The 25,600-nt window shown below is 68.9% G+C and carries 21 protein-coding genes; 16 read left to right on the top strand and 5 right to left on the bottom strand.

The window, feature by feature from the left end:
* Positions 1-54 precede the first annotated feature (54 nt).
* From lipB to HWX25_RS16910, 5 genes are all read left to right on the top strand, one after another.
* Positions 55-810: a lipoyl(octanoyl) transferase LipB gene (lipB, locus tag HWX25_RS16890; RefSeq protein WP_175909266.1), complete on the top strand. Its 756-nt coding sequence runs from the start codon at positions 55-57 to the stop codon at positions 808-810.
* Positions 803-1,795, top strand: a complete 993-nt coding sequence (gene lipA / locus HWX25_RS16895; RefSeq protein WP_057928546.1) for a lipoyl synthase — start codon at positions 803-805, stop codon at positions 1,793-1,795. The genes lipB and lipA overlap by 8 nt, the downstream gene beginning before the upstream one ends.
* Before the next feature lie 257 nt (positions 1,796-2,052).
* Positions 2,053-3,069: a taurine ABC transporter substrate-binding protein gene (gene tauA, locus HWX25_RS16900; protein ID WP_175909268.1), complete on the top strand. Its 1,017-nt coding sequence runs from the start codon at positions 2,053-2,055 to the stop codon at positions 3,067-3,069.
* Positions 3,070-3,117: 48 nt separating this feature from the next.
* A complete protein-coding gene (locus HWX25_RS16905; RefSeq protein WP_175909270.1) occupies positions 3,118-3,915 on the top strand; it encodes an ATP-binding cassette domain-containing protein in 798 nt (265 codons plus the stop codon).
* Positions 3,915-4,868 carry an ABC transporter permease subunit gene (locus HWX25_RS16910; protein WP_175909358.1) on the top strand — a complete coding sequence of 318 codons (954 nt, stop codon included), beginning with the start codon at positions 3,915-3,917 and terminating at the stop codon, positions 4,866-4,868. The genes HWX25_RS16905 and HWX25_RS16910 overlap by 1 nt, the downstream gene beginning before the upstream one ends.
* Before the next feature lie 43 nt (positions 4,869-4,911).
* Here the strand turns inward: HWX25_RS16910 and ggt are convergent, their stop codons facing one another.
* Both ggt and HWX25_RS16920 read right to left on the bottom strand, forming a co-directional pair.
* On the bottom strand, positions 4,912-6,795 hold the full coding sequence (gene ggt, locus HWX25_RS16915) for a gamma-glutamyltransferase (protein WP_175909272.1): 1,884 nt from the start codon (positions 6,793-6,795) through the stop codon (positions 4,912-4,914).
* A 70-nt stretch (positions 6,796-6,865) separates the two neighbouring features.
* Positions 6,866-7,828: a LysR family transcriptional regulator gene (locus HWX25_RS16920; RefSeq protein WP_059691426.1), complete on the bottom strand. Its 963-nt coding sequence runs from the start codon at positions 7,826-7,828 to the stop codon at positions 6,866-6,868.
* A gap of 250 nt (positions 7,829-8,078) precedes the next feature.
* Between HWX25_RS16920 and HWX25_RS16925 the strand changes: the two genes are divergently transcribed.
* The 9 genes from HWX25_RS16925 (at position 8,079) to HWX25_RS16965 (ending at position 21,049) form a co-directional block, all read left to right on the top strand.
* Positions 8,079-10,232: a 3-hydroxyacyl-CoA dehydrogenase NAD-binding domain-containing protein gene (locus HWX25_RS16925; protein WP_175909274.1), complete on the top strand. Its 2,154-nt coding sequence runs from the start codon at positions 8,079-8,081 to the stop codon at positions 10,230-10,232.
* A gap of 29 nt (positions 10,233-10,261) precedes the next feature.
* Complete coding sequence (locus tag HWX25_RS16930; protein WP_175909276.1) at positions 10,262-11,458, top strand: acyl-CoA dehydrogenase family protein; 1,197 nt, start codon at positions 10,262-10,264, stop codon at positions 11,456-11,458.
* 14 nt (positions 11,459-11,472) lie between these two features.
* On the top strand, positions 11,473-12,618 hold the full coding sequence (locus HWX25_RS16935) for an acyl-CoA dehydrogenase family protein (protein WP_175909278.1): 1,146 nt from the start codon (positions 11,473-11,475) through the stop codon (positions 12,616-12,618).
* A gap of 30 nt (positions 12,619-12,648) precedes the next feature.
* Positions 12,649-13,854, top strand: a complete 1,206-nt coding sequence (locus HWX25_RS16940; protein ID WP_175909280.1) for a CaiB/BaiF CoA-transferase family protein — start codon at positions 12,649-12,651, stop codon at positions 13,852-13,854.
* Positions 13,855-13,956: 102 nt separating this feature from the next.
* A complete protein-coding gene (locus HWX25_RS16945; RefSeq protein WP_175909282.1) occupies positions 13,957-14,262 on the top strand; it encodes a DUF485 domain-containing protein in 306 nt (101 codons plus the stop codon).
* Between the two features lie 11 nt (positions 14,263-14,273).
* Positions 14,274-15,965 (top strand): cation/acetate symporter ActP, encoded by a 1,692-nt coding sequence (actP, locus tag HWX25_RS16950; protein WP_175909284.1) that lies wholly within the window; start codon positions 14,274-14,276, stop codon positions 15,963-15,965.
* Positions 15,966-16,318: 353 nt separating this feature from the next.
* On the top strand, positions 16,319-17,608 hold the full coding sequence (locus HWX25_RS16955) for a dicarboxylate/amino acid:cation symporter (RefSeq protein ID WP_059526276.1): 1,290 nt from the start codon (positions 16,319-16,321) through the stop codon (positions 17,606-17,608).
* 4 nt (positions 17,609-17,612) lie between these two features.
* Positions 17,613-19,622 (top strand): ATP-binding protein, encoded by a 2,010-nt coding sequence (locus HWX25_RS16960; RefSeq protein WP_175909286.1) that lies wholly within the window; start codon positions 17,613-17,615, stop codon positions 19,620-19,622.
* Between the two features lie 71 nt (positions 19,623-19,693).
* Complete coding sequence (locus HWX25_RS16965) at positions 19,694-21,049, top strand: sigma-54 dependent transcriptional regulator (RefSeq protein WP_059465914.1); 1,356 nt, start codon at positions 19,694-19,696, stop codon at positions 21,047-21,049.
* Positions 21,050-21,146: 97 nt separating this feature from the next.
* On the opposite strand, the gene HWX25_RS16970 is transcribed toward HWX25_RS16965, so the two are convergent.
* Positions 21,147-21,683: a TlpA disulfide reductase family protein gene (locus HWX25_RS16970; protein WP_175909289.1), complete on the bottom strand. Its 537-nt coding sequence runs from the start codon at positions 21,681-21,683 to the stop codon at positions 21,147-21,149.
* Between the two features lie 164 nt (positions 21,684-21,847).
* Here HWX25_RS16970 and HWX25_RS16975 point away from each other — a divergent pair, with 164 nt between their 5' ends.
* Positions 21,848-22,420, top strand: coding sequence for a hypothetical protein (locus HWX25_RS16975; RefSeq protein WP_175909291.1), 573 nt, complete (start codon positions 21,848-21,850; stop codon positions 22,418-22,420).
* 333 nt (positions 22,421-22,753) lie between these two features.
* Here the strand turns inward: HWX25_RS16975 and HWX25_RS16980 are convergent, their stop codons facing one another.
* Both HWX25_RS16980 and HWX25_RS16985 read right to left on the bottom strand, forming a co-directional pair.
* Positions 22,754-24,388, bottom strand: a complete 1,635-nt coding sequence (locus HWX25_RS16980; protein WP_175909292.1) for a YifB family Mg chelatase-like AAA ATPase — start codon at positions 24,386-24,388, stop codon at positions 22,754-22,756.
* A 240-nt stretch (positions 24,389-24,628) separates the two neighbouring features.
* Positions 24,629-24,880, bottom strand: coding sequence for an accessory factor UbiK family protein (locus tag HWX25_RS16985; RefSeq protein ID WP_059526259.1), 252 nt, complete (start codon positions 24,878-24,880; stop codon positions 24,629-24,631).
* Between the two features lie 354 nt (positions 24,881-25,234).
* Here HWX25_RS16985 and HWX25_RS16990 point away from each other — a divergent pair, with 354 nt between their 5' ends.
* The gene (locus tag HWX25_RS16990) at positions 25,235-25,573 is read left to right on the top strand and encodes a P-II family nitrogen regulator (protein ID WP_006398175.1); all 339 of its coding nucleotides are present in this window, start codon (positions 25,235-25,237) and stop codon (positions 25,571-25,573) included.
* The last annotated feature ends 27 nt before the right edge of the window (positions 25,574-25,600 follow it).

Genomic DNA, 25,600 nt, shown 5'->3' on the forward strand with positions numbered 1-25,600 from the left:
TCCGTCCCCTTCCGGAGCCGGCGAGACGCATGGGTTTTCGGTAAACTACCGCCCATGTCCGTCTCGCCGGTTGCCATCGTGTCCACGCCTGTCGCTGTTTCCGAATCGCCCGCCGGGTCTCCGGTTCAGCCCGTCGCGTCGGTCACCGTGCGCTGGCGGGGCAGCGAGGCCTACGAGACGAGCTTCGACGCGATGCGCGCGTTCACCGACACGCGCACGACCGACACCGGCGACGAAATCTGGGTCGTCGAGCATCCGCCCGTCTACACGCTCGGCCAGGCCGGCGACCCGGCCCACCTGCTGGTGGCCGACAGCGGCGTGCCGCTCGTGAAGGTCGACCGCGGCGGACAAATCACCTACCACGGCCCCGGCCAGATCGTCGTCTACCTGCTGCTGGACCTGCGCCGGCGCAAGCTGATGGTGCGCACGCTCGTGACGAAGATCGAGGAAGCCGTGATCGAAACCCTCGCGGCGTATAATCTCGCTTCGGTCCGCAAGGCGGGCGCGCCGGGAATCTACGTGGCATCCGGCGTGCACGAAGGCGCGAAGATCGCGGCCCTCGGCCTGAAGATCCGCAACGGCTGCAGCTATCACGGGCTGAGCCTGAACGTGAAGATGGATCTGCGCCCGTTTCTCGCGATCAACCCGTGCGGCTATGCCGGACTGGAAACCGTCGACATGGCGAGCCTCGAGGTTGCCGCCGACTGGAACGACGTCGCCCACACGCTGGTGGGGCGTCTGATCGCCAACCTCGACGGCGAATCCGCGGCCGCCGACAAGCCGCAGGCACTGGAACATTCGAATGACTGACGTTACCGCTTCCCCCGCACCGGCCGATTCGGCCGCGACCCCTGCCTACGATCCGACCGCCAAGCAGAAGGCGCAGGCGAAGACGGCGCGCATCCCGATCAAGGTCATTCCGATCGAGAAGCTGAAGAAGCCGGAATGGATCCGCGTGAAGGCGGCCACCGGCAGTTCGCGCTTCAACGAGATCAAGACGATCCTGCGCGAGCACAACCTGCATACCGTGTGCGAGGAAGCGAGCTGCCCGAACATCGGCGAATGCTTCGGCAAGGGCACCGCGACGTTCATGATCATGGGCGACAAGTGCACGCGCCGCTGCCCGTTCTGCGACGTCGGCCACGGCCGTCCCGATCCGCTCGACGCGGACGAACCGAAGAACCTGGCCCGCACGATCGCCGCGCTGAAGCTCAAGTACGTGGTGATCACGAGCGTCGACCGCGACGACCTGCGCGACGGCGGCGCCGCTCACTTCGTCGAGTGCATCCGCGAAGTGCGCGAGCAGTCGCCGGAAACGCGCATCGAGATCCTGACGCCGGACTTCCGCGGCCGTCTCGACCGCGCGATCTCGATCCTGAACGCGGCACCGCCCGACGTGATGAACCACAACCTCGAAACGGTGCCGCGCCTGTACAAGGAAGCGCGCCCGGGTTCGGACTACGCGCACTCGCTGAAGCTGCTGAAGGACTTCAAGGCGCAGCATCCGGACGTCGCGACGAAGTCGGGCCTGATGGTCGGCCTCGGCGAGACCGAAGAGGAAATCCTGCAGGTGATGCGCGACCTGCGCGCGCACGACGTCGACATGCTGACGATTGGCCAGTACCTGCAGCCGTCCGAGCACCACCTGCCGGTGCGTGCGTACGTGCATCCGGACACGTTCAAGATGTACGAGGAAGAGGCGTACAAGATGGGCTTCACGCACGCGGCCGTCGGCGCGATGGTGCGTTCGAGCTATCACGCCGATCTGCAGGCGCACGGGGCCGGGGTGGTCTGAGCGCCGCGTTCGCGCATCAGCCTCACATCTCATGCAGTTGAAGAAGCCCGCAGCGATGCGGGCTTTTTCGTTGGTGCGGCCGCCGCCTGCGCGTTCGCACGACAATCGCCATCCGACCGGACGCGCGATCCGGTCGAACGTGGAAAGCAAAGCTGAAACGGCATCGATAGCTTCGCAGGATAAGTTCGCTCCCGCCGCGCGCAAAGCTCGTAAAGTCGGCTCTCCCGCAGCAATGCCCGCATTCGAAGGAGAGCCGCATGTCCCGTTTCAGCTTCGTCCGCCGCGCCGCCGTCGCGCTGACCGCCTTTGCCGCGCTGGGCGCGGCGCACGCCGAATCGCGCGAAGTCGTGATCGCGTATCAGGACATGGTCGTGCCGTGGCGCTACGCGCAGGCGAGCGGTGAAGTCGAAAAGGCGACCGGCTACAAGGTCACGTTCCGCAAGCTCGACAGCGGCGCCGACGTGATCCGCGCGCTCGCGTCGGGCTCCGTGCAGCTCGGCGAGGCCGGGTCGAGCCCGATCGCGGCCGGCCTGTCGCAGGGGCTCGACATCTCGCTGTTCTGGGTGCTCGACAACATTAACGACGCCGAGGCGCTCGTCGCGCGCAACGGCTCGGGCGTGACCAGCGTCGCCGCGCTGAAGGGCAGGAAGATCGGCGTGCCGTTCGTGTCGACGTCGCATTTCCATACGCTCGTCGCGCTGCAGGCCGCCGGCGTGAATCCGAACGACGTGAAGATCGTCAACCTGCGTCCGCCCGAGGTCGCGGCCGCGTGGACGCGCGGCGACATCGACGCGACCTACATCTGGGATCCGGTGCTCGCGAAGGTCAAGCAGTCGGGCACCGTGCTGACGACGTCGGGCCAGGTCGCGAAGCAAAGCGGCAAGGCGACCTTCGACGGCTTCGTCGTGAGCCGCAAGTTCGCGCGCGAGAACCCCGAGTTCGTCGCGCGCTTCGTGAAGGTGCTCGCGTCCGCCGATGCCGACTACCGCGCGCATGCGGCCGCGTGGAAGGCCGGTTCGCCGCAGGTCGCGGCGGTCGCGAAGGTGTCGGGCGCGAACGTGCAGGACGTGCCCGCGAGCCTCGCGCTCTACGCGTTCCCGACGCCGGCCGAGCAGGCGTCGCCGACCTGGCTCGGCGGCGGTGCGCAGTCCGGCGCCGCGAAGTCGCTCGCGGCCACCGCCGCGTTCCTGAAATCGCAGGGCACGATCCAGACGGTGCTCGCCGACTACTCGGTCGGCGTCGATCCGCAGTTCGTGCAGAAGGCCGCGCGCTGAACGCGGCGCGTCAGGCGACTCAGGCCACTCATCGCGGAGCCCTCGATCATGAGCATGCTGGAAGTCCGTCAGGTATCGGTCGCCTATCCGGGCGAACGCGGTCGGCCGACGACGCAGGCGCTCGCGCGCGTCGACCTGCGCATCGATTCCGGTGAATTCGTCGTCGCGCTCGGCGCGTCCGGGTGCGGGAAGACGACGCTGCTGAACTGCATGGCCGGCTTCGTCGCGCCGACGACGGGCGACGTGCGCGTCGACGGCGTGCCGGTCGCGGGCCCCGGCGCCGATCGCGGCGTCGTGTTCCAGAAATATGCGTTGCTGCCTTGGCTCGACGTGCTCGAGAACGTCGCGCTCGGGCTGCGCTTCGCACGCGTGTCGAAGGCGGAGCGCGAAGCGCGCGCGACGGAGATGCTCGCGCTCGTCGGCCTCGAGCGCCATGCGCATGCGCGCGTGTACGAACTGTCGGGCGGGATGCAGCAGCGCGTCGGCATCGCGCGTGCGCTCGCGAGCGATCCGCGCGTGCTGCTGATGGACGAGCCGATGGGCGCGCTCGACGCGATGACGCGCGGCACGATGCAGGCGCTCGTCCTCGACGTATGGGCGCGCACGGGCAAGACGGTGTTCTTCATCACGCACGACGTCGAGGAGGCGCTGTTCCTCGCGACGCGCCTCGTCGTGATGACGCCCGGCCCCGGCCGCATCGCGGAAACCTTCGAGCTGCCGTTCGCGCGGCGCTACGTCGAATCGCGCGATGCGCGCGCGGTGAAGTCGTCGCCGGAATTCATCGCATGGCGCGAGCGGCTGATCGCGTATCTGCATCGCGACGAGGCGGTCGCGGAGGTCACGTGATGCACGAATTCGCGCGGCAGGGCGCGTCCGTCGGGCGCGGCCGGATCAGTACTTTGCACAGGCAGGACGACATGAGCACGCAGGATTCCTGGGCGGCCGACCGAGTGGCCGGGAGGGGCGAGCAGGACGAGCACACGACGCGGCGCAAGGCGGCGCGGCCGTCGCGCCGCTACCGCTTGCCGGGCCAGGGCAAAACCGCGGGGCTCAGCGCGGCGACGGTCGCGGCGCTGGCCGTGCTGTGGTGGAGCGCAACGCATTGGCAGTGGTTGCCGCCGCTGTTCCTGCCCGCGCCGGAAGCGGTGTGGGCGGCATTCGTCGATGCGTGGCACGGCCGCATCCAGGGCGGCCTGCCGCTGTCCGAGCATTTGCTGTGGAGTGCCGCGCGCGTGTTCGGCGCATTCCTGCTCGCCACTGCGATCGGCGTGCCGGCCGGCGTCCTGATGGGCGTGAGCCGTGTCGCGCGCGGCGTGCTGGATCCGCTGCTGGAGTTCTACCGGCCGCTGCCGCCGCTGGCGTACCTGCCGCTCGTCGTGATCTGGTTCGGCATCGACGAGACGGCGAAGCTGGTTGTGATCTTCCTCGCGTGCTTCGCGCCGATCGCAATGGCCGCCCGTGCGGGCGTGCGCGCGGCAACGGTCGAGCAGATCAACGCCGCCTATTCGCTCGGCGGCAGCTTCGCGCAGATCGTGCGCCACGTCGTGCTGCCGGCCGCGCTGCCGGAAATTCTCACCGGCCTGCGGATTGCGATCGGCTTCGGCTGGACGACGCTCGTCGCGGCCGAGATGGTCGCCGCGACGGCCGGGCTCGGGCAGATGGTGCTCAATGCGTCGAGCTTCCTGCGCACCGATATCGTCGTGATGGGCATCCTGATCATCGGCGCGATCGCGTGGCTGTTCGATCTCGCGATGCGCTGGGTCGAGCGGCGGATCGTGCCGTGGAAAGGGCGCGGATGACACGCAGCAGGCGGCGCATTCAAGCCGCCTCTGCCGGCCGCCTTCAATCCCCCATCGCAATCCCTTCCCGCCGCGGGTCGGCCCCGCCGAACCACACCGTCTGCCCCTGCACGTTCAGCCGCTGGATCCCCTGCAGTCCGGAATTCATCTCGACGACCTGCACGTCGTGCCCGCGTCCCTTCAGCCCGTCGACGAGCGCGTCCGACACGCGGCCGCGCTCGAGCTGCGTCGGCCCGTTCATCGACCCGATGTTCGGTAGCGCGATCGCCTGCTGCATCGTCATCCCCCAGTCCATCACGCCGATCAGCGTCTTCGCGACGTGGTTGATGATCGCGGGGCCGCCGGCCGAGCCGACGATCATCGTCACCTGTTTCGTCTTCTTGTCGAACACGAGTTCCGGCGCCATCGACGAGCGCGGCCGCTTGCCCGGCTGCACGCGGTTCGCGACGGGCCGGCCGTTCTCGCTCGCCACGAACGAGAAATCGGTGAGCTGGTTGTTCAGCATGAAACCGCGCACCATCAGCCGCGAACCGAACGCGTCCTCGACGCTGGTCGTCATCGACAGCGCCTGGCCGTAGCGGTCGACGATCGCGATGTCGGACGTCGACGGCAATTCGGGGCTGCGGTCGTCGGCCAGCGCGAGCGTCGCGCCCTGCGGCGTGCCGGCCTGCGCGACGCCCATGCTCGTGTCGCCGATCAGGCGCGCGCGCTGCGCGAGATAGGTCCTGTCGGCGAGGCTCGCCCAGCTGCCGCCCGGCAGCGGCGCGAAATCGGGATCGGCGACGTAGCGCGCGCGGTCCGCATATGCGAGGCGCCCGGCTTCGCTGAACAGGTGCGCGGCGAACGGCGTCGGCTCGTAGCCGAGCTCGGTCCGCACTGGCTTCTGCGCGCCGATCTGCTGCCAGTCGGGCATCGCCTCGAGGATGCCGAGCATCTGCGCGACCGCGAGGCCGCCCGACGACGGCGGCGGCATCCCGCACACCACCGAGCGCCGGTAGTCGGTGCACAGCGGCGCACGCACCTTCGCCTTGTAGCGCGCGAGATCCTGCAGCGACAGCAGGCCCGGGTTGGTCGGGTGCTTGCGCACCTTCGCGACGATGTCGCGCGCGATCGCGCCGGTGTAGAACGCATTCGCGCCGCGGTCGGCGACCTGGCGCAGCACGGTCGCGAGCGCGGGGTTCTTCAGCACCGTGCCGGCCGCCTTCGGCGTGCCGTCCTTGTTGTAGAAGTACGCGCGCGCGGCCGGGTCGTTCATCAGGTACTTGTCGTTCGCGATCAGCATCGCCAGGCGCGGGCTGATCGTGAAGCCGTGCTCGGCGAGCCGGATCGCGGGCTGGAACAGCCGGCGCCACGGCAGCTTGCCGTGCGCGCGGTGCGCGGCGTCGAGCATGCGCAGCACGCCCGGCGTGCCGACCGAACGGCCGCCGACGACACCTTCGTAGAAGCCCATCGGCTGGCCGGTCGGGCCGTAGAACAGGCGGTCGGTCGCGGCAGCCGGCGCGGTTTCGCGGCCGTCGTATGCCTGCGTCGTCTTGCCGTCGGCGTACAGCATGAACGCACCGCCGCCGAGCCCCGACGATTGCGGCTCGACGAGCGCGAGCACCATCTGCGTCGCGATCGCCGCGTCGATCGCGGTGCCGCCGGCCTTCAGCATGTCGTAGCCGGCCTGCGTCGCGAGCGGGTTCGCGGCCGCGATCATGAAGTGCTGCGAGGTCCAGCCCGGCTTGTCGATCCAGCCGGACGAGCGTTCGGGCGCGTGGACGCCGGGCAGCGGCACCGCGGTGCCCGACGCGGCGGCGACCGGGACGACGGCGCCCGACGGCGCGGACGGGGACGTGCAGCCGGCGCTGAACGCGGCGAGCGCGACGAGCGCGAGCGCGGCGACGGGCGTCCAGGGACGCGAATACGGACGAATCCGGTCGAACATTGAACCCTCGGCAACGGTGAATTCGAAGGCGGCGGCGTATGCGCGGCACGCGCTCCGCGCGGGCGGCGCGCTATTGTCGCCGCGCGGCCGGCGGGTTGTCACCCGACAGGAAACCCTGACGCATCCCGTCGGGCCCGCCCCGGCCGGTCTTCCCGGCCTGTTCGAGGATGAACTCTATGAACGTCGCGGTCGCGCGCGTGTGGTGCCGGTTCGGCATGTAGAGCATGTACATGTGCGTGCCGAAGATGCTGAGCCGGTACGCGTCGAGCGAGGTGACGACCGTGCCGCGCCGCATATCGTCCTGCATCACGTAGTCGGGCACGATGCCGACGCCGATCCCGGCGAGGATCGCCTGGCGCAGGAACAGGAAGTTCTCCGAAATCAGCGTGGGTTCGAGCAGCACCTCGTGGCGTTCGTCGCCGAGATACGCGGCGATCCGCAACTGCCGCCCCAGCACCGTCGCGGTGACGACCGGCGCGGCGGCCAGCGCGCCGAGGCTCGCGGGCATCCCGTGCGCGGCCGCGAACGCGGGCGACGCGCACGCGACGTAGCGCACCGCGCCCATGTCGCGCGCGACGAGATTCTGCGGCGGTTCGGACATCACGCGGATCGCGATGTCGACTTCGTCGCGCATCAGGTCCTCCACGCGATTCTCGAACACCACGTCGAGCACGATGCCCGGATGCAGCCGCTTGAACGCGAGCAGCCACTCGGACATCACCATCTGCCCGTAGCCGCTCGGCACCGACAGCCGTACGCGGCCCTGCAGGTCCTGGCCGAGCGTCGTCACCGATTCCTGCGCGGCGAGCAGTTCGTTGCGGATGCGCCGGCCGTGCTCGTACAGCTTCAGCCCGATCTCGGTCGGCTCGATGCGGCGCGTCGTGCGGCGCACGAGTTGCTGGCCGATCGAGCGCTCGAGCTGGTTCAGCCGGTAGCTGACGTTCGCGCGGCTCATCTTGAGCCGCTGCGCGGCCTTGCTCAGGTTGCCCGCATCGAGGATCTCGACGAGCAGCGTCAGCGCGTTCAGGTCCATGTCTTGTGTCTCCCGATCCGGCCCGCTTAAGGGCCGGAAACGGTCCGAAAGCATCCAATGTCAAGTCAGACTTGACAGCTTGTAAAGGCGCGCGGGAATTGTCAATGAATCTCGATCAATCGAGAATCGAGTCATGCCCGGCAACCACGCCGGATCGTTTCCCGCCGCGCGGCACCAGGCTCGGGAGCCGGCACCGCTCGCCGGCCCGACGACCGGTTCCGCCCGCGCGGCGCACCGCACTGGAGACACGATGAATTCACCCGCTTCCCCCGAACCTTCCGGCGCCGGCACCGTCACCGTCACCGTCACCGTCACGCGCGAACGGCGCGACAAGGTGCTCGTCGTCACGATCGACCATCCGCCCGTCAACGCGCTGTCCGCCGACGTGCGGCGCGGTCTCGCCGACGCGCTCGACGCCGCGCAGGCCGACGACGCGATTCGCGCGGTGCTGATCGTCGGCGCCGGCCGCAACTTCATCGCGGGCGCCGACATCCGCGAGTTCGGCAAGCCGCCGGTGCCGCCGTCGCTGCCGGACGTATGCGAGCGGATCGAATCGAGCGCGAAGCCGGTCGTGGTCGCGCTGCACGGCGCGACGCTCGGCGGCGGCCTCGAGGTCGCGCTCGCCGCGCATTACCGGCTCGCGGTGCCCGGTGCGAAGCTCGGCCTGCCCGAAGTCACGCTCGGCCTGCTGCCCGGCGCGGGCGGCACGCAGCGCACGCCGCGCCTGATCGGCGCGAAGGCCGCGCTCGACCTGATGCTGACGGGGCGTCACGCCAGCGCCGACGAAGCGCTCGCGCTCGGCCTCGTCGATCGCGTCGCGCACAGCGACGACACGCTCGCCGAAGGTCTCGCCTATGCGCAGGAACTCGTGTCGCTCGGCGCGCCGGCGCGGCGCACGCGCGATGCGCAGGGGCTCGCCGATCGCGCGGCCGCGCAGGCCGCGATCGATGCGGCGCGCGCCGAGCTGCCGAAGAAGTCGCGCGGCCTGTTCTCGCCGGCGAAGATCGTCGATGCGGTCGAGGCTGCGCTCACGCAGTCGTTCGACGCGGGGATGAAGCTCGAACGCAGCCTGTTCCTGCAATGCATCGACAGCCCGCAGCGCGCGGGCCTCGTGCACGCGTTCTTCGCGGAACGCGAGGCCGCGAAGGCACCCGAGGCGCGGCGCGCGAGCGCGCGTCCAGTCGAGCGGATCGGCGTGGTCGGCGGCGGCACGATGGGCGCGGGCATCGCGGTCGCGGCGCTCGACGCCGGACTGCCCGTGACGATGATCGAACGCGACGAAGCGTCGCTCGCGCGCGGCCGCGCGCATGTCGAGAAGGTGTACGACGGCCTCGTCGCGAAGGGGCGGATGACGCCGGCCGCGCACGCGGCGCGGCTCGCGCGCTTCAAGGGCAGCACGTCGTACGACGCGCTCGCGCAGGCCGACGTGGTGATCGAGGCCGTGTTCGAGGACATGGGCGTGAAGAAGGCGGTGTTCGCCGAACTCGCGCGCGTGTGCAAGCCGGGCGCGGTGCTCGCGACCAACACGTCGTATCTCGACATCGACGAGCTGGCTGCCAGCATCGACCGTTCGGCCGACGTGATCGGCCTGCATTTCTTCTCGCCGGCCAACGTGATGAAGCTGCTCGAGATCGTCGTGCCGGCGCGCGTGAGCGCGGACGTCGTCGCGACCGCGTTCGCGCTGGCGAAACAGATGAAGAAGACGCCGGTGCGCGCCGGCGTGTGCGACGGCTTCATCGGCAACCGGATCCTCGCGGTCTATCGCACCGCCGCCGACTACCTGATGGAAGACGGCGCATCGCCTTACCAGATCGACCGCGCGGTGCGCGAATTCGGTTTTCCGATGGGGCCGTTCCAGGTCGTCGACCTTGCGGGCGGCGACATCGGCTGGGCGACCCGCAAGCGCCGCGCGGCGACGCGCGACCCGCGCGCCCGCTACGTGGAAATTTCCGACCGGCTGTGCGAGCGCGGCTGGTTCGGGCAGAAGACCGCGCGCGGCTATTACCTGTATCCGGACGGCGCGCGCGTCGGCACGCCGGACCCGGAAGTCGAGGCGATCGTCGCCGACGAGCGCGCGAAGAAGGGCATCGCGCCGCGCACGTTCACCGACGACGAGATCATGCGCCGCTACCTCGCCGCGATGATCAACGAAGGCGCGAACGTCGTGCACGAGAAGATCGCGCTGCGCCCGCTCGACGTCGACGCGGTGTTCCTGTACGGCTACGGCTTCCCGCGCTATCGCGGCGGCCCGATGCACTACGCGGACACGGTCGGCCTCGCGAACGTGCTTGCCGACATCCGCGCGTTCGCGAAGGAGGATCCGCTGTTCTGGAAGCCTTCGCCGCTGATCGTCGAGCTGGTCGAGCGCGGCGCGGATTTCGCGAGCCTGAACCATATCGACTGAACGCCCACCGCATTCGCAACGGACTCACGATGGACCTCAATTTCACGCCCGAAGAGGAAGCGTTCCGCACCGAAGTGCAGCGCTTTCTCGCCGCCGAACTGCCCGCGCGCACCGCGCGCAAGGTGAAGAGCGGCCTGCATTTGACGCGCGACGACATGCGCGAATGGCACGCAATCCTGAATGCCCGCGGCTGGCTCGCGAGCCACTGGCCGCGCGAGTATGGCGGCCCCGGCTGGAGCGTCGCGCAGAAATTCCTGTTCGACAACGAATGCGCGCTCGCCGGCGCGCCGCGCATCGTCCCGTTCGGCGTCAACATGCTCGGGCCCGTGCTGATCAGGTACGGCGACGAAGCGCAGAAGCGCCACTGGCTGCCGCGCATTCTCGACGGCACCGACTGGTGGTGCCAGGGCTATTCGGAGCCGGGCGCCGGTTCCGATCTCGCGGCGGTGAAGACGAGCGCGGTGCGCGACGGCAATCACTACGTCGTGAACGGCCAGAAGACGTGGACCACGCTCGGCCACTACGCGAACATGATCTTCTGCCTCGTGCGCACCGCGACCGACGTGCGCAAGCAGGAGGGCATCAGCTTCCTGCTGATCGACATGGCCACGCCGGGTGTCGAAGTGCGCCCGATCATCACGCTCGACGGCGAGCACGAGGTGAACGAAGTGTTCTTCACCGACGTGCGCGTGCCCGTGGAGAACCTGGTCGGCGAAGAGAACCGCGGCTGGACCTACGCGAAATACCTGCTCACGTACGAGCGCACCAACATCGCCGGAATCGGCTTCTCGACGGCCGCGCTCGACCGGCTGCGCGCGGTCGCCGCGAAGGTGACGAAGAATGGCCGGCCGCTCGCGGACGATCCGTTCTTCGCGGCGCGCATCGCGCGCGTCGAGATCGAGCTCGAGAACATGCGCACGACCAACCTGCGCGTGCTGGCTGCGGTCGCGGGCGGCGGCGTGCCGGGCGCGGAAAGCTCGATGCTGAAGATCCGCGGCACGCAGATCCGCCAGGAAATCACCGCGCTGATGCGCCGCGCGATGGGGCCGTACGCGCAGCCGTTCGTCGAGGAGGCGCTCGACGCCGATCACGACGGCGAGCCGGTCGGCCCAGACGGGGCCGCGAGCGCCGCGCAGCAATACTTCAACAACCGCAAGCTGTCGATCTTCGGCGGCTCGAACGAGATCCAGAAGAACATCATCGCGAAGATGATGCTCGGGCTGTAACGAGGGACGCGACGATGGATTTCCAGCACACAGAAGACCGCCGGATGCTGGCGGACACGTTGAACCGCTTCATCGCCGAACAGTATGCGTTCCCGGTGCGCGACCGCATCGCGCAGTCGACCGACGGATTCGATCGCGCGATGTGGCGGCGCTTCGCCGAACTCGGAGCGGTCGGCGCGCTGTTTCCCGAAGCCGACGGCGGCTTCGGCGGCGCGGGTTTCGATATCGCCGTGGTGTTCGAATGCCTCGGGCGCGGGCTCGTCGTCGAGCCGTTCCTCGGCGCGCTGCTCGCGGGCCGCGCGCTGTCGCTCGCCGGCGGCGACGCGCATCGCGAACGGCTTGCCGCGCTGATCGACGGCAGCGCGAGCGCCGCGTTCGCGCACGACGAGCCGGGCTCGCACTACGAACTGACGACCGTGCGCACGCGCGCCGAGCGCGACGGCGACGGCTGGGTGCTGACGGGCGCGAAGGGCGTCGTCGACCAGGCCGCGCAGGCGGCGTTCTTCGTCGTCAGCGCGCGCGTGTCCGGTCATGACGACGACGCGGCCGGCATCGGCCTGTTCGTCGTGCCGGCCGACGCGCCGGGCGTGTCGCTGCGCGACTACAGGAAGATCGACGGCGGTCGCGCGGCCGAAGTGCGTTTCGAGCGCGTCGTGTTGCCGGCCGATGCCGCGCTCGGCGCGCCGGATGCTCGGGACGGAGATGCCGGCGCCGCGCTGCTCGAACGCGTGCTCGGCTACGGGCTGCTGGCGCTGTCGGCGGAGGCGCTCGGCGCGATGGACGTCGCGAAGGACGCGACGCTCGAATACCTGCGCACGCGCAAGCAGTTCGGGCTGCCGATCGGCAGCTTCCAGGCGCTGCAGCACCGGATGGCCGATCTGCTGCTCGAAGTCGAGCAGGCGCGCTCGGCGGTGATCAACGCGGCCGCGCAGCTCGATGCGCCGCGCGCGGTGCGCGAGCGCGCGCTCGCGGCGGCGAAATACAGCATCGGCCGGATCGGCACGCTCGTCGCCGAGGAAAGCATCCAGCTGCACGGCGGGATCGGGATGACGTGGGAGCTGCCGCTGTCGCATTACGCGAAGCGGCTCGTGATGATCGATCACCAGCTCGGCGACGAGGATCATCATCTCGCGCGCTACATCGCGCTGTCGAAACAGTAAAGGCATGCGACGCGAATGGAGGAGACAAGGATGACGAACGACCCGCGCGCGTTGCCGCTGGCCGGCGTGAAGGTGCTCGATTTCTCGCGCGTGCTCGCGGGCCCGTGGAGCGCGATGGTGCTCGCCGATTTCGGCGCGGACGTGATCAAGGTCGAGCATCCGGTGCGCGGCGACGACACGCGCGACTGGGGGCTGCGGATCGGCGAGACCGAGACCACGTATTTCAACAGCGTGAACCGCAGCAAGCGGTCGATCTGCGTCGACCTGCAGACCGAAGAAGGGCAGCGCATCGCGCGCGAGCTGGCCGCGCAGGCCGACGTGCTGATCCACAACTTCAAGTTCGGCGGTGCGGAGAAACTCGGCCTCGGCTACGACGCGCTGGCCGAACTGAATCCGCGGCTCGTGCATTGCGCGATTTCCGGCTACGACCGCTCGGGCCCGGAGGCCGCGCGGCCCGGCTACGACCTCGTCGTGCAGGGCGAGGCGGGGCTGATGGCGCTGAACGGCGAGGCCGGCCAGCCGCCGCTGAAATTCGGCGTCGCGGCGGTCGACCTGTTCACCGGCATGTATTCGGCGCAGGCGATCCTCGCCGCGCTGTACGAGCGCCACGCGACGGGGCGCGGACGGCGCATCGAGATGGCGCTGTTCGACTGCGGGCTGATGATCACCGCGTACTACGGGCTCGACGCGCTGCTGATGGGCGAGGATCCGCCGCGCTACGGCAACGCGCATCCGTCGATCGTGCCGTACGGCGTGTTCGATGCGGCCGACGGCCCGCTCGTGATCACGGTCGGCAACAACACGCAGTTCGCACGTTTCTGCGATGCGATCGAGCGGCCCGATCTCGCCGCGGACGACCGCTACAGGACCAACCTCGGCCGCTCGGAAAACCGCGCCGCGCTGCTGCCGGAGATTCGCGGCGAACTCGCGCGGCGGCCGCGCGCGATGCTGCTCGCGGCACTCGCCGATGCGGGCATTCCGTGCGGCGAGGTGCTCGGGCTGCACGACGCGCTGACGTCGGAGCGCGCGACCCGCGCGGGGCTCGTCACGCGGCAGCCGCATCCGGTCGCGGGCGGCGTCGACGTGCTCGCGCCGCCGTATCGCTTCGACGGCGCGCGCCTGCCGGTGCGCGGTGCGCCGCCGGTGCTCGGCGCCGATACGGACGACGTGCTCGGTCGCTGGCTCGGGCTGTCGCCGGACGACCTGGCGCGGCTGCGTGCGGATCGCGTCGTGTAGCGCGTGTCATGTATTGCCGCCGCGGCGCGGGCGGAGCAGTCGACGCGCGCCGACCATCCATAAGACACGCCTCGCGAACGACGAGGGGACATCGGAGACACCATGGAGCATTCCGTCATCGAATCGGTCACGGCGCGCCGTGACTACCAGCAGCTCGTGCGTGCGCGACGCCGCTTCAGCTTCACGCTGACGGCGCTGATGATCGCCACCTACTACGGCTTCATCCTGCTCGTCGCGCTCGCGCCGCGCGTGCTGGCCACGCCGCTGTACCGCGGCGCGACGACCACGGTCGGGATCGTCGCGGGCGTCGCGATCATCCTGGTCGCGATCGGCCTGACCGCGTGCTACGTGCTGCGCGCGAACCGTGCGTTCGACCGCCGCGTCGACGCGATCCTGCAACGTTCGTGACGGAGGCAGACATGCGACGCATCTCGCGCGCGCTCGGCGCGCTGGCCGTTCTCGTTTTCTTCACCTCCGCCGCGCGCGCGAGCGCCGTCGCGGGGCCGATGCCCGACAAGGTCGAACTGAACCCGGTCGCGATCGCGATGTTCTTCGCGTTCGTGTTCGCGACACTCGCGCTCACGCGCTGGGCCGCGCGCCGCACGCGCTCGACACGCGACTTCTACACGGCCGGCGGCGGCATCACCGGGCTGCAGAACGGGCTCGCGATCGCGGGCGACTACATGTCGGCCGCGTCGTTCCTCGGGCTGTCGGGGATGGTGTTCATGTTCGGCTTCGACGGGCTGATCTACTCGATCGGCTTCCTGGTCGGCTGGCCGTTCGTGATGTTCCTGATCGCCGAGCCGCTGCGCAACCTCGGCAAGTTCACGTTCGTCGACGTCGTCGCGTACCGCTTCGCGCAGCGGCCGATCCGGCTGCTGACGTCCGCGAACGCGCTGACGATCGTCGTGCTGTACCTGGTCGTGCAGATGGTCGGCGCGGGCAAGCTGATCCAGTTGCTGTTCGGGCTGTCGTACGGCACGGCCGAGCTGATCGTCGGCGTGCTGATGGTCGTGTACGTGTTCTTCGGCGGGATGACCGCGACCACCTGGGTGCAGGTGATCAAGGCCGTGCTGCTGCTGTGCGGCGCGACGCTGCTCGCGTTGCTCGCGCTCGGCGAATTCGGCTTCAGCGTTGACGAGATGTTCCGCCGCGCGGTGGCCGTGCATCCGGGCGCGCTGTCGATCATGGGGCCCGGCAAGCTGATCCGCGATCCGGCCAACGCGCTGTCGCTCGGCATCGCGCTGATGTTCGGCACGGCCGGCTTCCCGCACATCCTGATGCGCTTCTTCACGGTGCCGAACGCGAAGGAGGCGCGCAAGTCGGTGCTCTACGCGACCGGCTTCATCGGCTACTTCTACCTGCTCACGTTCGTGATCGGCTTCTCGGCGATCGTGCTGCTCGCGCAGCATCCGGAATTCTTCCGGCTCGGCGCGAACGGCACCTTCAACCTGACGCACGACCTGCTCGGCGGCTCGAACATGGTCGCCGTGAAGCTCGCGCAGGCGGTCGGCGGCAACTGGTTCTACGGTTTCATCGCGGCCGTCACGTTCGCGACGATCCTCGCGGTGGTCGCCGGGCTGACGCTCGCCGGCGCGACCACGATCTCGCACGACCTGTATGCGCAGATGTGGGCGCGCGGCAAGCCCGACGAGCGGCTGGAGATGCGCATCTCGCGCGCGGCGACGATCGGGCTGTCCGCGGTCGCGATCGCGCTGTCGATCCTGTTCGAGCACGTGAACGTCGCGTTCATGGTCGGCCTCGTCGCGGCGGTGGCCGCCAGCGCGAATTTCCCTGTGCTCGCGATGTCGATCTTCTGGCGCGGGATGACGACGCGCGGCGCGGTGCTCGGCGGCGGCCTGGGCCTCGCGTCGGCGGTGGCGCTCACGGTGCTGTCGAAGTCGGTGTGGGTCGACGTGCTGCATCACGCGCATGCGCCGGTGTTCCTCGACAACCCGGCGCTCGTGTCGGTGCCGCTCGCGTTCGTCGGGATCGTCGTCGGCTCGCTCGCGGACCGCGGCGAGCGCGCGCGGCGCGAGCGCGAAGCCTTCGCGCGGCAGGAGTTCTACGCGCAGACGGGCGTGCTGGCCGGTGAGGCCGTGCAGCATTGATTCGTCGGATGAAACGATCCCTCCGTCCGGATCGCCGGACGGATATTTTCCGGAAATCCGGAATCCCGGATTTCCTTGCCTGCCGCATTATGAGAAATACAATGAAAACAACGGCTTGAGGGGTTCCGGAAACCTGGCATCGACCTTGCGATATGAAAAGCACGGCCATCCCCCCGGCCTGACTATTAAACCAAGGAGACAATCGATGACCACTGCCTTCCACTCCCTCCGGACGTCCTGAGGCATCGCTTGTTGCGGCACGGCAGCCGCGCGGGCGAATGGCTCTTCCCCTGACATTCGTCCGCGCGCGTGACGCCGTTTCCACCGGCTCATCTACTTCAGCAGGAACCATCGTGAAGAAGAAACCCTTCTACAAAGTGCTCTACGTGCAGGTGATCTTCGCCATCATCGTCGGCGTGATCCTCGGCCACTTCTACCCGGCGCTCGCCACCGACATGAAACCGCTCGGCGACGGCTTCATCAAGCTGATCAAGATGGTGATCGGACCGATCATCTTCTGTACGGTCGTCACCGGCATCGCCGGCATGGAGGACATGAAGAAGGTCGGCCGCGTCGGCGGCAAGGCGCTGCTGTACTTCGAGATCGTGTCGACCTTCGCGCTTCTGCTCGGCCTCGCGGCCACGCACATCCTGCGTCCGGGCGTCGGCTTCAACATCGATCCGGCGACGCTGAACGGCAAGGAAGTCGCGTCGTACGCGGCGAAGGCGCACGGGCAGTCGACGGTCGACTTCCTGATGCACATCATCCCGAACACGATGGTCGATGCGTTCGCGCAGGGCGAAATCCTGCAGATCCTGCTGATCGCGCTGCTGTTCGGCAGCGTGCTCGCGCACCTCGGCGAGCGCGGCAAGGTCGTGACCGACTTCATCGACGGCCTCACGCGCGTGCTGTTCGGCATCGTGCACATCGTCACGAAGCTGGCGCCGATCGGCGCGTTCGGCGCGATGGCGTTCACGATCGGCAAGTACGGCGTCGGCTCGCTGGTGCCGCTGCTCAAGCTGATCGGCACGTTCTACCTGACCTCGGTCGTGTTCGTGCTGGTCGTGCTCGGCGCGATCGCACGCGCCACGGGCTTCTCGATCATCCGCTTCGTGTCGTACATCAAGGAAGAGCTGCTGATCGTGCTCGGCACGAGCTCGTCGGAAGCGGCGCTGCCGCAGCTGATGGAGAAGCTGGAGAAGGCCGGCTGCTCGCGCTCGGTGGTTGGCCTCGTCGTGCCGACCGGCTACTCGTTCAACCTCGACGGCACCAACATCTACATGACGATGGCCGTGCTGTTCATCGCGCAGGCGACCAACATCGAACTGACGTGGATGCAGCAGCTCACGCTGCTCGCGGTCGCGATGCTGACGTCGAAGGGCGCGAGCGGTGTCACGGGCGCGGGCTTCATCACGCTGGCCGCGACGCTCGCCGTCGTGCCGACGATCCCGCTGTCGGGCATGGTGCTGATCCTCGGCATCGACCGCTTCATGAGCGAATGCCGCGCGCTGACCAACATCATCGGCAACGGCGTCGCGACCGTCGTCGTGTCGGCCTGGGAAAAGGAACTCGACCGCAACAAGCTGCGCCAGGCGCTGAAGGGCGGCGGCGAGGTCACGACGACCGAGACGGCCGGCGTCTGACGTCATGAAGGAGCAGGCGGCGGCACCGCCCGCGGGCGGCGCGCCGCGCGGCGGCCCGGGCGGCGATGCGGAGCCCTATGACACAATAGGCGATCCGCATCGCCAGGAAGTCACGTCCGTGAAGCGCCGCCTGCTCATCCTCGTCGTGCTTGCCGCCGCGCTCGCGGCGGCGTGCGCGCTGACGTGGACCGTCACGTGGCGGCGCGGCGTCGCCGAGCTGCAGCGCAACGCCGCGGTGCGCGTCGACCGCACTACCAACGCGCTCAAGAGCACGCTCGACCGCTACGAGTCGCTGCCTTATCTGCTCGGCAGCCACCCGTACGTGCTGGACCTGCTCGCCGAGCCGAAGCGCGCCGATTTCACCGCGCGCGCGAACCGTTATCTCGAAGACCTCAACGAACACGCCCATGCGACCGTCACCTACGTGATCGGTGCGGACGGCCTGTGCGTCGCCGCCAGCAACTGGCGCGCGCCCGACAGCTTCGTCGGGACCGGATACCAGTTTCGTCCGTATTTCATCGATGCGATGGGCGGCCAGGTCGGCCGCTTCTTCGGGATCGGCACGATCTCGCGCGATCCCGGCTACTACATCTCGCAGCCGGTGTGGCGCGACGGCAGGATCGCGGGCGTCGTCGTCGTGAAGCTCAATCTCGAATGGTTCCAGGGCGCCGACGCGTCCGAGCCGCTCGTCGTCGCGGACGATCACGGCGTGGTGTTCCTGTCGTCCGTGCCCGCGTGGAAATATCACACGCTGCATCCGTTGACGGGGCCCGTCGCCGCGTCGATCTACGAGACGCGCCAGTACGCGCAGCAGCCCGTCACGCCGCTGCCGCTGCGCGTCGAGCAGGTGCTCGACGCCGACGCGGAGATCGTGCGCCTCGGTCCCGGCCTGCGCGCGCCGCGCTTCCTCGCGAGCAAGCGGCGGATCGGCGAGCCCGACTGGCTGCTGGTGACGCTCGCGCCGATCGCGCCCATCGACGCCGACGCGCGCAACGCGACGATCGTCACCGGCTTCGGCTTCGTGTCGGTCGCGCTGCTCGCGTTCTACTGGCGCATGCGCCGCGCACGCGTGCGCGAGATGATCCGCGGCCGCGCATTGCTGCAGCAGGCGTATGCGGAGCTGAACCGGCGCGTCGAGGAGCGCACGGCAGACCTGTCGGAGGCGAACGAGCAATTGCAGAAGGAGGTCGGCGACCGGATCCGCGCGGAACAGGAATTGCGCGCCGCGCACGACGAACTGATCCAGGCGAGCAAGCTCGCCGCGCTCGGCCAGATGGCGGCCGGCATCACGCATGAACTGAACCAGCCGCTCGCGGCGCTGCGCAGTTTCTCGGACAACACGCGCGTGCTGCTCGATCGCGGCGAGCAGGCGGCCGCGCGCGAGAACCTCGAGGCGATCGCCGCGTTGACCGAGCGGATGGGCAAGATCACCAATCAGCTGAAGCTGTTCGTCGGCCGCGCGAAGCCGCGCAACGAACGGGCGCTCGTCGTGCGCGCGCTGCGCAGCGTGCTGTCGCTGCTCGGCGACCGGCTGCGCGGCGTCGCGCTCACGCTGACGCTGCAGGATGCGACGGTGTCGTCCGCGCAGGATGCACCGCTCGACCTCGCGTGCGACTATCCGGAACTCGTCGCCCGCTGCGAGGACCTGCGCCTCGAACAGGTGCTGATCAACCTGATCGGCAACGCGCTCGACGCGGTCGCGGGCGTCGCGGCACCGGCGATCGAAGTGACGATCGCGGTGTCGGTCGCGACGCTCGCGATCGAGGTGCGCGACAACGGCTCCGGCATCGCGCCCGACTTGCTGCCGCGCCTGTTCGAACCGTTCTTCACGACCAAGGAAATGGGGCGCGGGCTCGGGCTGGGCCTCGCGATCTCGTCGTCGATCGCGAGCGATGCGGGCGGGGCGCTGACCGCGCGCAATGCCCCGTCCGGCGGCGCGCTGTTCGTCTTGACGCTGCGGCGCGCGCGCACGCATCATCCGGACTCGGTGTCCGAACCGGCGGGCTCGCACTAGGGCCCGCGACCGGCATCAACGAGAGCCGCGCGCACCAGCGCCGCGCGGCCTGTCAGGAGCAAGTGACCAAGATGGCCAACCGGCTGCAAGTGATCTATATCGAAGACGATGCGCTCGTTCGCCGGGCGAGCGTGCAGAGCCTCCAGCTCGCGGGGTTCGACGTCGTCGGGTTCGAATCGGCCGAGGCGGCCGACAAGGCGATCGTCGCGGAAACCGCCGGCGCGATCGTCAGCGACATCCGGCTGCCCGGCGCGAGCGGGCTCGACCTGCTCGCGCAGTGCCGCGAGCGCGTGCCCGACGTGCCGGTGATCCTCGTCACCGGCCACGGCGACATCTCGATGGCCGTGCAGGCGATGCGCGACGGCGCGTACGACTTCATCGAAAAGCCGTTCGCGGCCGAGCGGCTGATCGAGACCGTGCGCCGCGCGCTCGAGCGGCGCGAGCTGGTGCTCGAGAACCATGCGCTGCGGCGCGAGCTGGCCGGGCAGAACATCGTCGCGCCGCGCATCATCGGCCGCAGCCCGGCGATCGAACAGGTGCGCAAGCTGATCGCGAACGTCGCGCCCACCGACGCATCGGTGCTGATCAACGGCGACACGGGCGCCGGCAAGGAGCTGATCGCGCGCAGCCTGCACGAGCTGTCGCCGCGTCGCGACAAGCCGTTCATCGCGGTGAACTGCGGCGCGCTGCCCGAGCCGATGTTCGAGTCCGAGATGTTCGGCTACGAGCCCGGCGCGTTCACCGGTGCCGCGAAGCGTCGCGTCGGCAAGCTCGAATACGCATCCGGCGGCACGCTGTTCCTCGACGAAATCGAAAGCATGCCGCTCGCGCTGCAGGTGAAGCTCTTGCGCGTGCTGCAGGACGGCGTGCTCGAACGGCTCGGCTCGAACCAGCCGATCCGCGTGAACTGCCGCGTCGTCGCGGCCGCGAAGGGCGACATGAGCGAACTCGTCGCGGCCGGCACGTTCCGGCGCGACCTGCTGTATCGGCTCAACGTCGTGACCATCGCGCTGCCGCCGCTCGCCGAGCGCCGGGAGGACATCGTGCCGCTGTTCGAGCACTTCATGCTCGACGCGGCCGTGCGCTACGGGCGGCCGGCTCCCGTGCTGACCGACCGGCAACGTGCGAGCCTGATGCAGCGCGACTGGCCCGGCAACGTGCGCGAGCTGCGCAACGCGGCCGACCGCTTCGTGCTCGGCGTCGCCGACATGCCGCAGGAAGCCGGCGCGGGCGGCGACGATGCGGAGAGCGACCAGACGCTGAAGGAGCGCATCGAGCAGTTCGAGCGCGCGGTGATCGCCGAGGCGCTGAACCAGACGGGCGGCGCGGTCGCCGCGACGGCCGACCGGCTGCATGTCGGCAAGGCGACGCTGTACGAGAAGATGAAGCGCTACGGGCTGTCGGCGAAAGGCGAAACCGAGCGCTGAAAAAGAGACGGACCGCGGAACCGGGCTGGCCGGTCGGGCGGTCCGTGGTGCGGAGCAGGGCGCGGTGGGCGGCCCTGCGAGTCTTGTCGTGCGGCGCTCAGGCCGCGTTGCCGTCGAGTGCCTTCTTGAGCAGCGCGTCGAGTTCCGCGAACTGCGGGGCGCCGACGTAGCGCTTCAGGATCTTGCCGTCCTTGTCGACGACGAAGGTCGTCGGCGTGAGCTGCACGTTGCCGAACTGCTTCGCGACGCTGCCGTCGTCGAGCGCGACCTTGAACGGCAGCTGACGCGTCTGCGCGTAGTTCGCGACGTACATCGGCGGATCGTAGTTCATCGCGACCGCGACGAATTCCAGCCCCTGGCCCTTGAAGCGATTGTAGGTATCGACCATCTGCGGCATTTCCTGCATGCAGGTCGCGCAGCTCGTCGCCCAGAAATTCACGAGGTAGACCTTGCCCTTCAGGTCGCCGGCCGTCGACACCTTCTGGCCCGACAGCAGCGTGAACGTGGCGTCCGGCACGGTGGACTTGCCGTTGAAGGCGAAGAAGCCGGCAACGGCGATGGCCGCGACGACGACGGCCGCGACGATATAGCGGACGGGGCCGGTGCGGCGCTGGGCGGGAGTCGTGGTGTTCATCTGCGGTGCTCTCGGAGTCGGTCGATGACGCGGATCGATGCAAAGGACGTCGAAATTCGGCGCTCATTTTAGCGCGAATGCGGCGCGCGCACCGGCGGCCGCCACGCATACCGGGTGTCGGCTTCGGCGGATAATGGGCGTTTTTGCCTGTCCCCATCACTGCCATGCCGAAGGAAGTTCTCCATTCGTTGTGCCCCCTTTTTCGTCCGCTGCGACACTTCGCCGCGCTCGCATGCGTGAGCGCGGCGCTGGCCGCGTGCTCGCCATCGTATGACTGGCGCACGCTGCACAACGACGCCGGCTACACGATCGACCTGCCGGCGAAGCCGACCGTCGAGGATCAGCCGGTGGCGGTCGGCGGCGCGTCGATGCCGATGCGGATGCAGGCCGCGCACGTCGACGGCGCGGTGTTCGCGGTCGGCACGCTGACGCTGCCCGACGACCGCGACGATACGCGCCGCGCGGCGCTCGAGTTTCTGCGGTCCGGGTTGTCGCGCAATCTCGAAGGCGTGCCGCAGACGGCCTCGGTGCCGGTGCCGCTCGCGGCCGGCGGCGCGGTGAACGGGCTCGAACTGCGCGTCGCGGGCGCGGCCAGCGGCGGCGACCATTCGCACAAGACGATCGTCGCGCGGCTCGTGGCGCGGGGCCGGCACGCGTACCAGGCCGTCGCGATCGCCGACCGGCCGCTCGCGCAGGAGCAGCTCGACCAGTTTTTCGGTTCGTTCAAACTCGACTGACAGCGGCCGGCGAGGGCGCTTGGACGCTCTGTGACAATTGAAAGTTCATTCGCAGCTTTCGACGCTAATCGCTGGATTTTGCGGGGATTTTTCGGCTATCCACAGTGCATGTGGATAACTTTGTTGAAAAGTTGATCGAATCTCCCGCAAAGCCGCGCCGGACGGCCGTCCGGCGCATTTCAGAGCTCGTGATCACTTTGCGAAAAAACAATAAAAACAAAGAGATACGAATTTTGCGATGAAAGGGCGCCCATGCAGGGTGATCCGGGGCCGGATTCGTGAAATTGTGCATAAGTCAAGTCTTGACAGCCGTATTTTGTCCTCCGAAGGCGCTCACAGCGCCGTGAGCGCACGCCGGTAGCGGATCGCTTCGGCGATCTGCGCGGCCGTCGGCAACGGGTCGCCGGCCAGATCGGCGATCGTGCGCGCGACCTTCAGCACGCGGAAATACGCGCGCGCCGACCAGCCGAAGCGCTCGCCGGCCTCACGCAACAGCCGCTCGCCGTCGTCGGTCGGCCGGCACAGGTCGTCGGTTTCTCGGCCGCTCAGCATGTGATTGGTCTTGCCCTGCCGGTCGCGTTGCAGCGCACGCGCCTGGGCGACCCGTGCGGCGACCGCCGCGCTCGGCTCGCCCGGTGCCGTCGCGCGCGACGCGAGTTCGGCCGGCGACAGCGCGGGCAGGTCGATCTGGATGTCGATCCGGTCGAGCAGCGGGCCCGACAGCTTGCGCAGGTAGCGCGCGGCGGCATCGGGCGTGCAGCGGCAACGCCCGGACGGATCGCCGTGCCAGCCGCACGGGCACGGGTTCATCGCGGCGATCAGCTGGCAGGCGGCGGGGAAGTCGGCCTGCTGCGCCGCGCGCGAGATCGTGATGCGGCCCGCTTCGAGCGGCTCGCGCAGCATTTCCAGCACGTGCCGGTCGAATTCGGGCAGCTCGTCGAGAAACAGCACGCCGAGGTGCGCGAGCGTGATCTCGCCCGGCTGAGGCGGGTTGCGGCCGCCGACCAGCGCGGCGGCGCTCGACGAATGGTGCGGCGAGCGGAACGGGCGCCGCCGCCATTGCGAGGGCGAGAAGCCGATGCGGCTCGCGGAAAGGAGTGCGGCCGACGTCAGCGCCTCGTCGTCGGTCAGCGGCGGCAGGAGGCCGGGCAGCCGCGCGGCGAGCATCGACTTGCCGGCGCCGGGCGGCCCGATCATCAGCATGTGGTGCCCGCCCGCGGCAGCGACTTCGAGCGCGCGCCGGGCGCCGCGCTGGCCGACGACGTCCGCGAGATCGGGCGCGGCGGGCGCCGGCACGCCGTCGAGGCAGGGCGCCGCGACCGGCGTGAGCCGGGCATCCGGCGTGCCGGCCAGGTGCGCGCACAGCGCGGGGAGGTCGGGCGCGCCGAACACGGTGACGCCCGGCACCAGCGCCGCCTCGGCCGCGCTGTCGAGCTGCAGGTACAGCTCGGGCGGGCGCGACCGGGCTGACACGCCGGATATCGCGATGCAATCGACGCCGGAATGGCCGCTGGAATCGAAACCGGAACCGTGACCGGAATCGAGGTCCGCTGCGGCATGACCCGCGCGCCAGTCGCGCGCGGCGCCGCACGCCATCGCGAACGCACCGCGCATCGGCCGCAGCGCGCCGGTCAGCGACAGTTCGCCCGCGAATTCGCGGCCGGCCAGCGCATCAGCCGGGAGCTGGCCGTTCGCGGCGAGGATGCCGAGCGCGATCGGCAGGTCGAAGCGGCCCGATTCCTTCGGCAGGTCGGCCGGCGCGAGATTGACGGTGATACGCCTGACGGGGAAGTCGAATCCGCAGTTCTGCAGCGCGGCGCGCACGCGCTCGCGGCTTTCGCGGACTTCGAGATCAGGCAGGCCGACGATCGAGAACGACGGCAGCCCGTTGGCAAGATGAACTTCGACGGTGACGTCCGGCGCGCGGCCGGCCGCCGGCGCGCGACTGCGCACCACGGCGAGCGACATGGCGAGGCTCCTGTAGATGAATCGGACGGGCTACGGCCGTTCGGGGCCGCATGCCGCGGGAATCGGAGGAATCGGTGCGCGCTGCCGGCGTGGCGCGGGAAAGAACGAGGAACGACGAACTGCGAAGAGCGAGGAACAGCGAAGAACGACAAAACGGCTAGCCGACTGGCTGATTTCCGGGGGACAGGCGCGGGCCGCACGAGGCGGCCCGCGCCCGGACCAGTCGGTCGGGTGGGGGCGTCAGGCCTGGGACGCTGCGAGCTTCTGCTCGAGTTCCGCGACGCGCTTCTCGAGTTCCTCGAGACGCACGCGAGTGCGGGCGAGCACATGTGCCTGCGTGTCGAACTCCTCGCGCGTGACGAGATCGAGCTTCGAGAAGCCTTGCGACAACATGGCCTTCACGTTGCGCTCGACATCCTTGGCCGGCGAGTTTTTCAGCAGATCGCTGACGCGCGACTGCAGGTCGTTGAAAACGTCGCTGGGTTGCTTCATGAGATTTCCTTCCTTGCACAAAAAGTGTGCATATTCAGTTGCATACGTGCCCATGATGCACGCATGACCGGAAATGGTGCGCCCGCGGCGCGATTTCCGGGCACGGCGCCCGCATGGGTGAATGGCCCGGTAAGCCGGGACGTGCGTGCACTCTAGCAACGATCCTTTCGGCGCGCCAGCAAACCGGGCCATGTTGGCCATTCGGCCGGGCTTCCGCACCTTTCAGCATCAGATGCGACCCTGTTTAAGAGCGGTTCGAGGCGGTCTTCGCACGAACATGGCATGCGAGTTGCTGAGGAGAGACCGTTACACCATTCCAACCAATTCGACGGGACCACCCAGCGAGAGGACTTCATGAAACTGATTACCGCAATCATCAAGCCGTTCAAGCTCGATGAGACGCGCGAAGCGCTCTCCGCGCTCGGCGTCTCGGGCATCACGGTCACTGAGGTGAAAGGGTTCGGGCGCCAGAAGGGGCACACCGAGTTGTACCGGGGCGCCGAATACGTGGTCGATTTCCTGCCGAAGATGAAGATCGAGGCGGCCGTGTCCGACGATCTCGTCGACCAGGCGGTCGAGGCGATCGAGCGTGCCGCCCGCACCGGCAAGATCGGCGACGGGAAGATCTTCGTCACGCCGATCGAGCAAGTGATCCGGATCCGGACCGGGGAGACCGGCGCAGACGCGCTGTAACAGACAAAGACAAGCGACAAGAGGAAA

Origin of the sequence: Burkholderia sp. BCC1640 (genome assembly GCF_902833125.1) — a bacterium.
GTDB classification, from domain to species: domain Bacteria; phylum Pseudomonadota; class Gammaproteobacteria; order Burkholderiales; family Burkholderiaceae; genus Burkholderia; species Burkholderia diffusa.

Excerpts from the sequence above, each read along its gene's own strand:
- HWX25_RS16975 (WP_175909291.1), top strand. The coding sequence starts at position 21,848 with ATGCCGAAGGAAGTTCTCCATTCGTTGTGCCCCCTTTTTCGTCCGCTG.
- HWX25_RS16945 (WP_175909282.1), top strand. The coding sequence starts at position 13,957 with ATGGAGCATTCCGTCATCGAATCGGTCACGGCGCGCCGTGACTACCAG.
- HWX25_RS16930 (WP_175909276.1), top strand. The coding sequence starts at position 10,262 with ATGGACCTCAATTTCACGCCCGAAGAGGAAGCGTTCCGCACCGAAGTG.
- lipB (WP_175909266.1), top strand. The coding sequence starts at position 55 with ATGTCCGTCTCGCCGGTTGCCATCGTGTCCACGCCTGTCGCTGTTTCC.
- HWX25_RS16960 (WP_175909286.1), top strand. The coding sequence starts at position 17,613 with ATGAAGGAGCAGGCGGCGGCACCGCCCGCGGGCGGCGCGCCGCGCGGC.
- HWX25_RS16940 (WP_175909280.1), top strand. The coding sequence starts at position 12,649 with ATGACGAACGACCCGCGCGCGTTGCCGCTGGCCGGCGTGAAGGTGCTC.
- HWX25_RS16970 (WP_175909289.1), bottom strand. The coding sequence starts at position 21,683 with ATGAACACCACGACTCCCGCCCAGCGCCGCACCGGCCCCGTCCGCTAT.
- ggt (WP_175909272.1), bottom strand. The coding sequence starts at position 6,795 with ATGTTCGACCGGATTCGTCCGTATTCGCGTCCCTGGACGCCCGTCGCC.
- HWX25_RS16980 (WP_175909292.1), bottom strand. The coding sequence starts at position 24,388 with ATGTCGCTCGCCGTGGTGCGCAGTCGCGCGCCGGCGGCCGGCCGCGCG.
- HWX25_RS16910 (WP_175909358.1), top strand. The coding sequence starts at position 3,915 with ATGCACGAATTCGCGCGGCAGGGCGCGTCCGTCGGGCGCGGCCGGATC.
- HWX25_RS16935 (WP_175909278.1), top strand. The coding sequence starts at position 11,473 with ATGGATTTCCAGCACACAGAAGACCGCCGGATGCTGGCGGACACGTTG.
- HWX25_RS16905 (WP_175909270.1), top strand. The coding sequence starts at position 3,118 with ATGAGCATGCTGGAAGTCCGTCAGGTATCGGTCGCCTATCCGGGCGAA.
- HWX25_RS16920 (WP_059691426.1), bottom strand. The coding sequence starts at position 7,828 with ATGGACCTGAACGCGCTGACGCTGCTCGTCGAGATCCTCGATGCGGGC.
- HWX25_RS16925 (WP_175909274.1), top strand. The coding sequence starts at position 8,079 with ATGAATTCACCCGCTTCCCCCGAACCTTCCGGCGCCGGCACCGTCACC.
- actP (WP_175909284.1), top strand. The coding sequence starts at position 14,274 with ATGCGACGCATCTCGCGCGCGCTCGGCGCGCTGGCCGTTCTCGTTTTC.
- tauA (WP_175909268.1), top strand. The coding sequence starts at position 2,053 with ATGTCCCGTTTCAGCTTCGTCCGCCGCGCCGCCGTCGCGCTGACCGCC.
- HWX25_RS16985 (WP_059526259.1), bottom strand. The coding sequence starts at position 24,880 with ATGAAGCAACCCAGCGACGTTTTCAACGACCTGCAGTCGCGCGTCAGC.
- HWX25_RS16965 (WP_059465914.1), top strand. The coding sequence starts at position 19,694 with ATGGCCAACCGGCTGCAAGTGATCTATATCGAAGACGATGCGCTCGTT.
- HWX25_RS16990 (WP_006398175.1), top strand. The coding sequence starts at position 25,235 with ATGAAACTGATTACCGCAATCATCAAGCCGTTCAAGCTCGATGAGACG.
- lipA (WP_057928546.1), top strand. The coding sequence starts at position 803 with ATGACTGACGTTACCGCTTCCCCCGCACCGGCCGATTCGGCCGCGACC.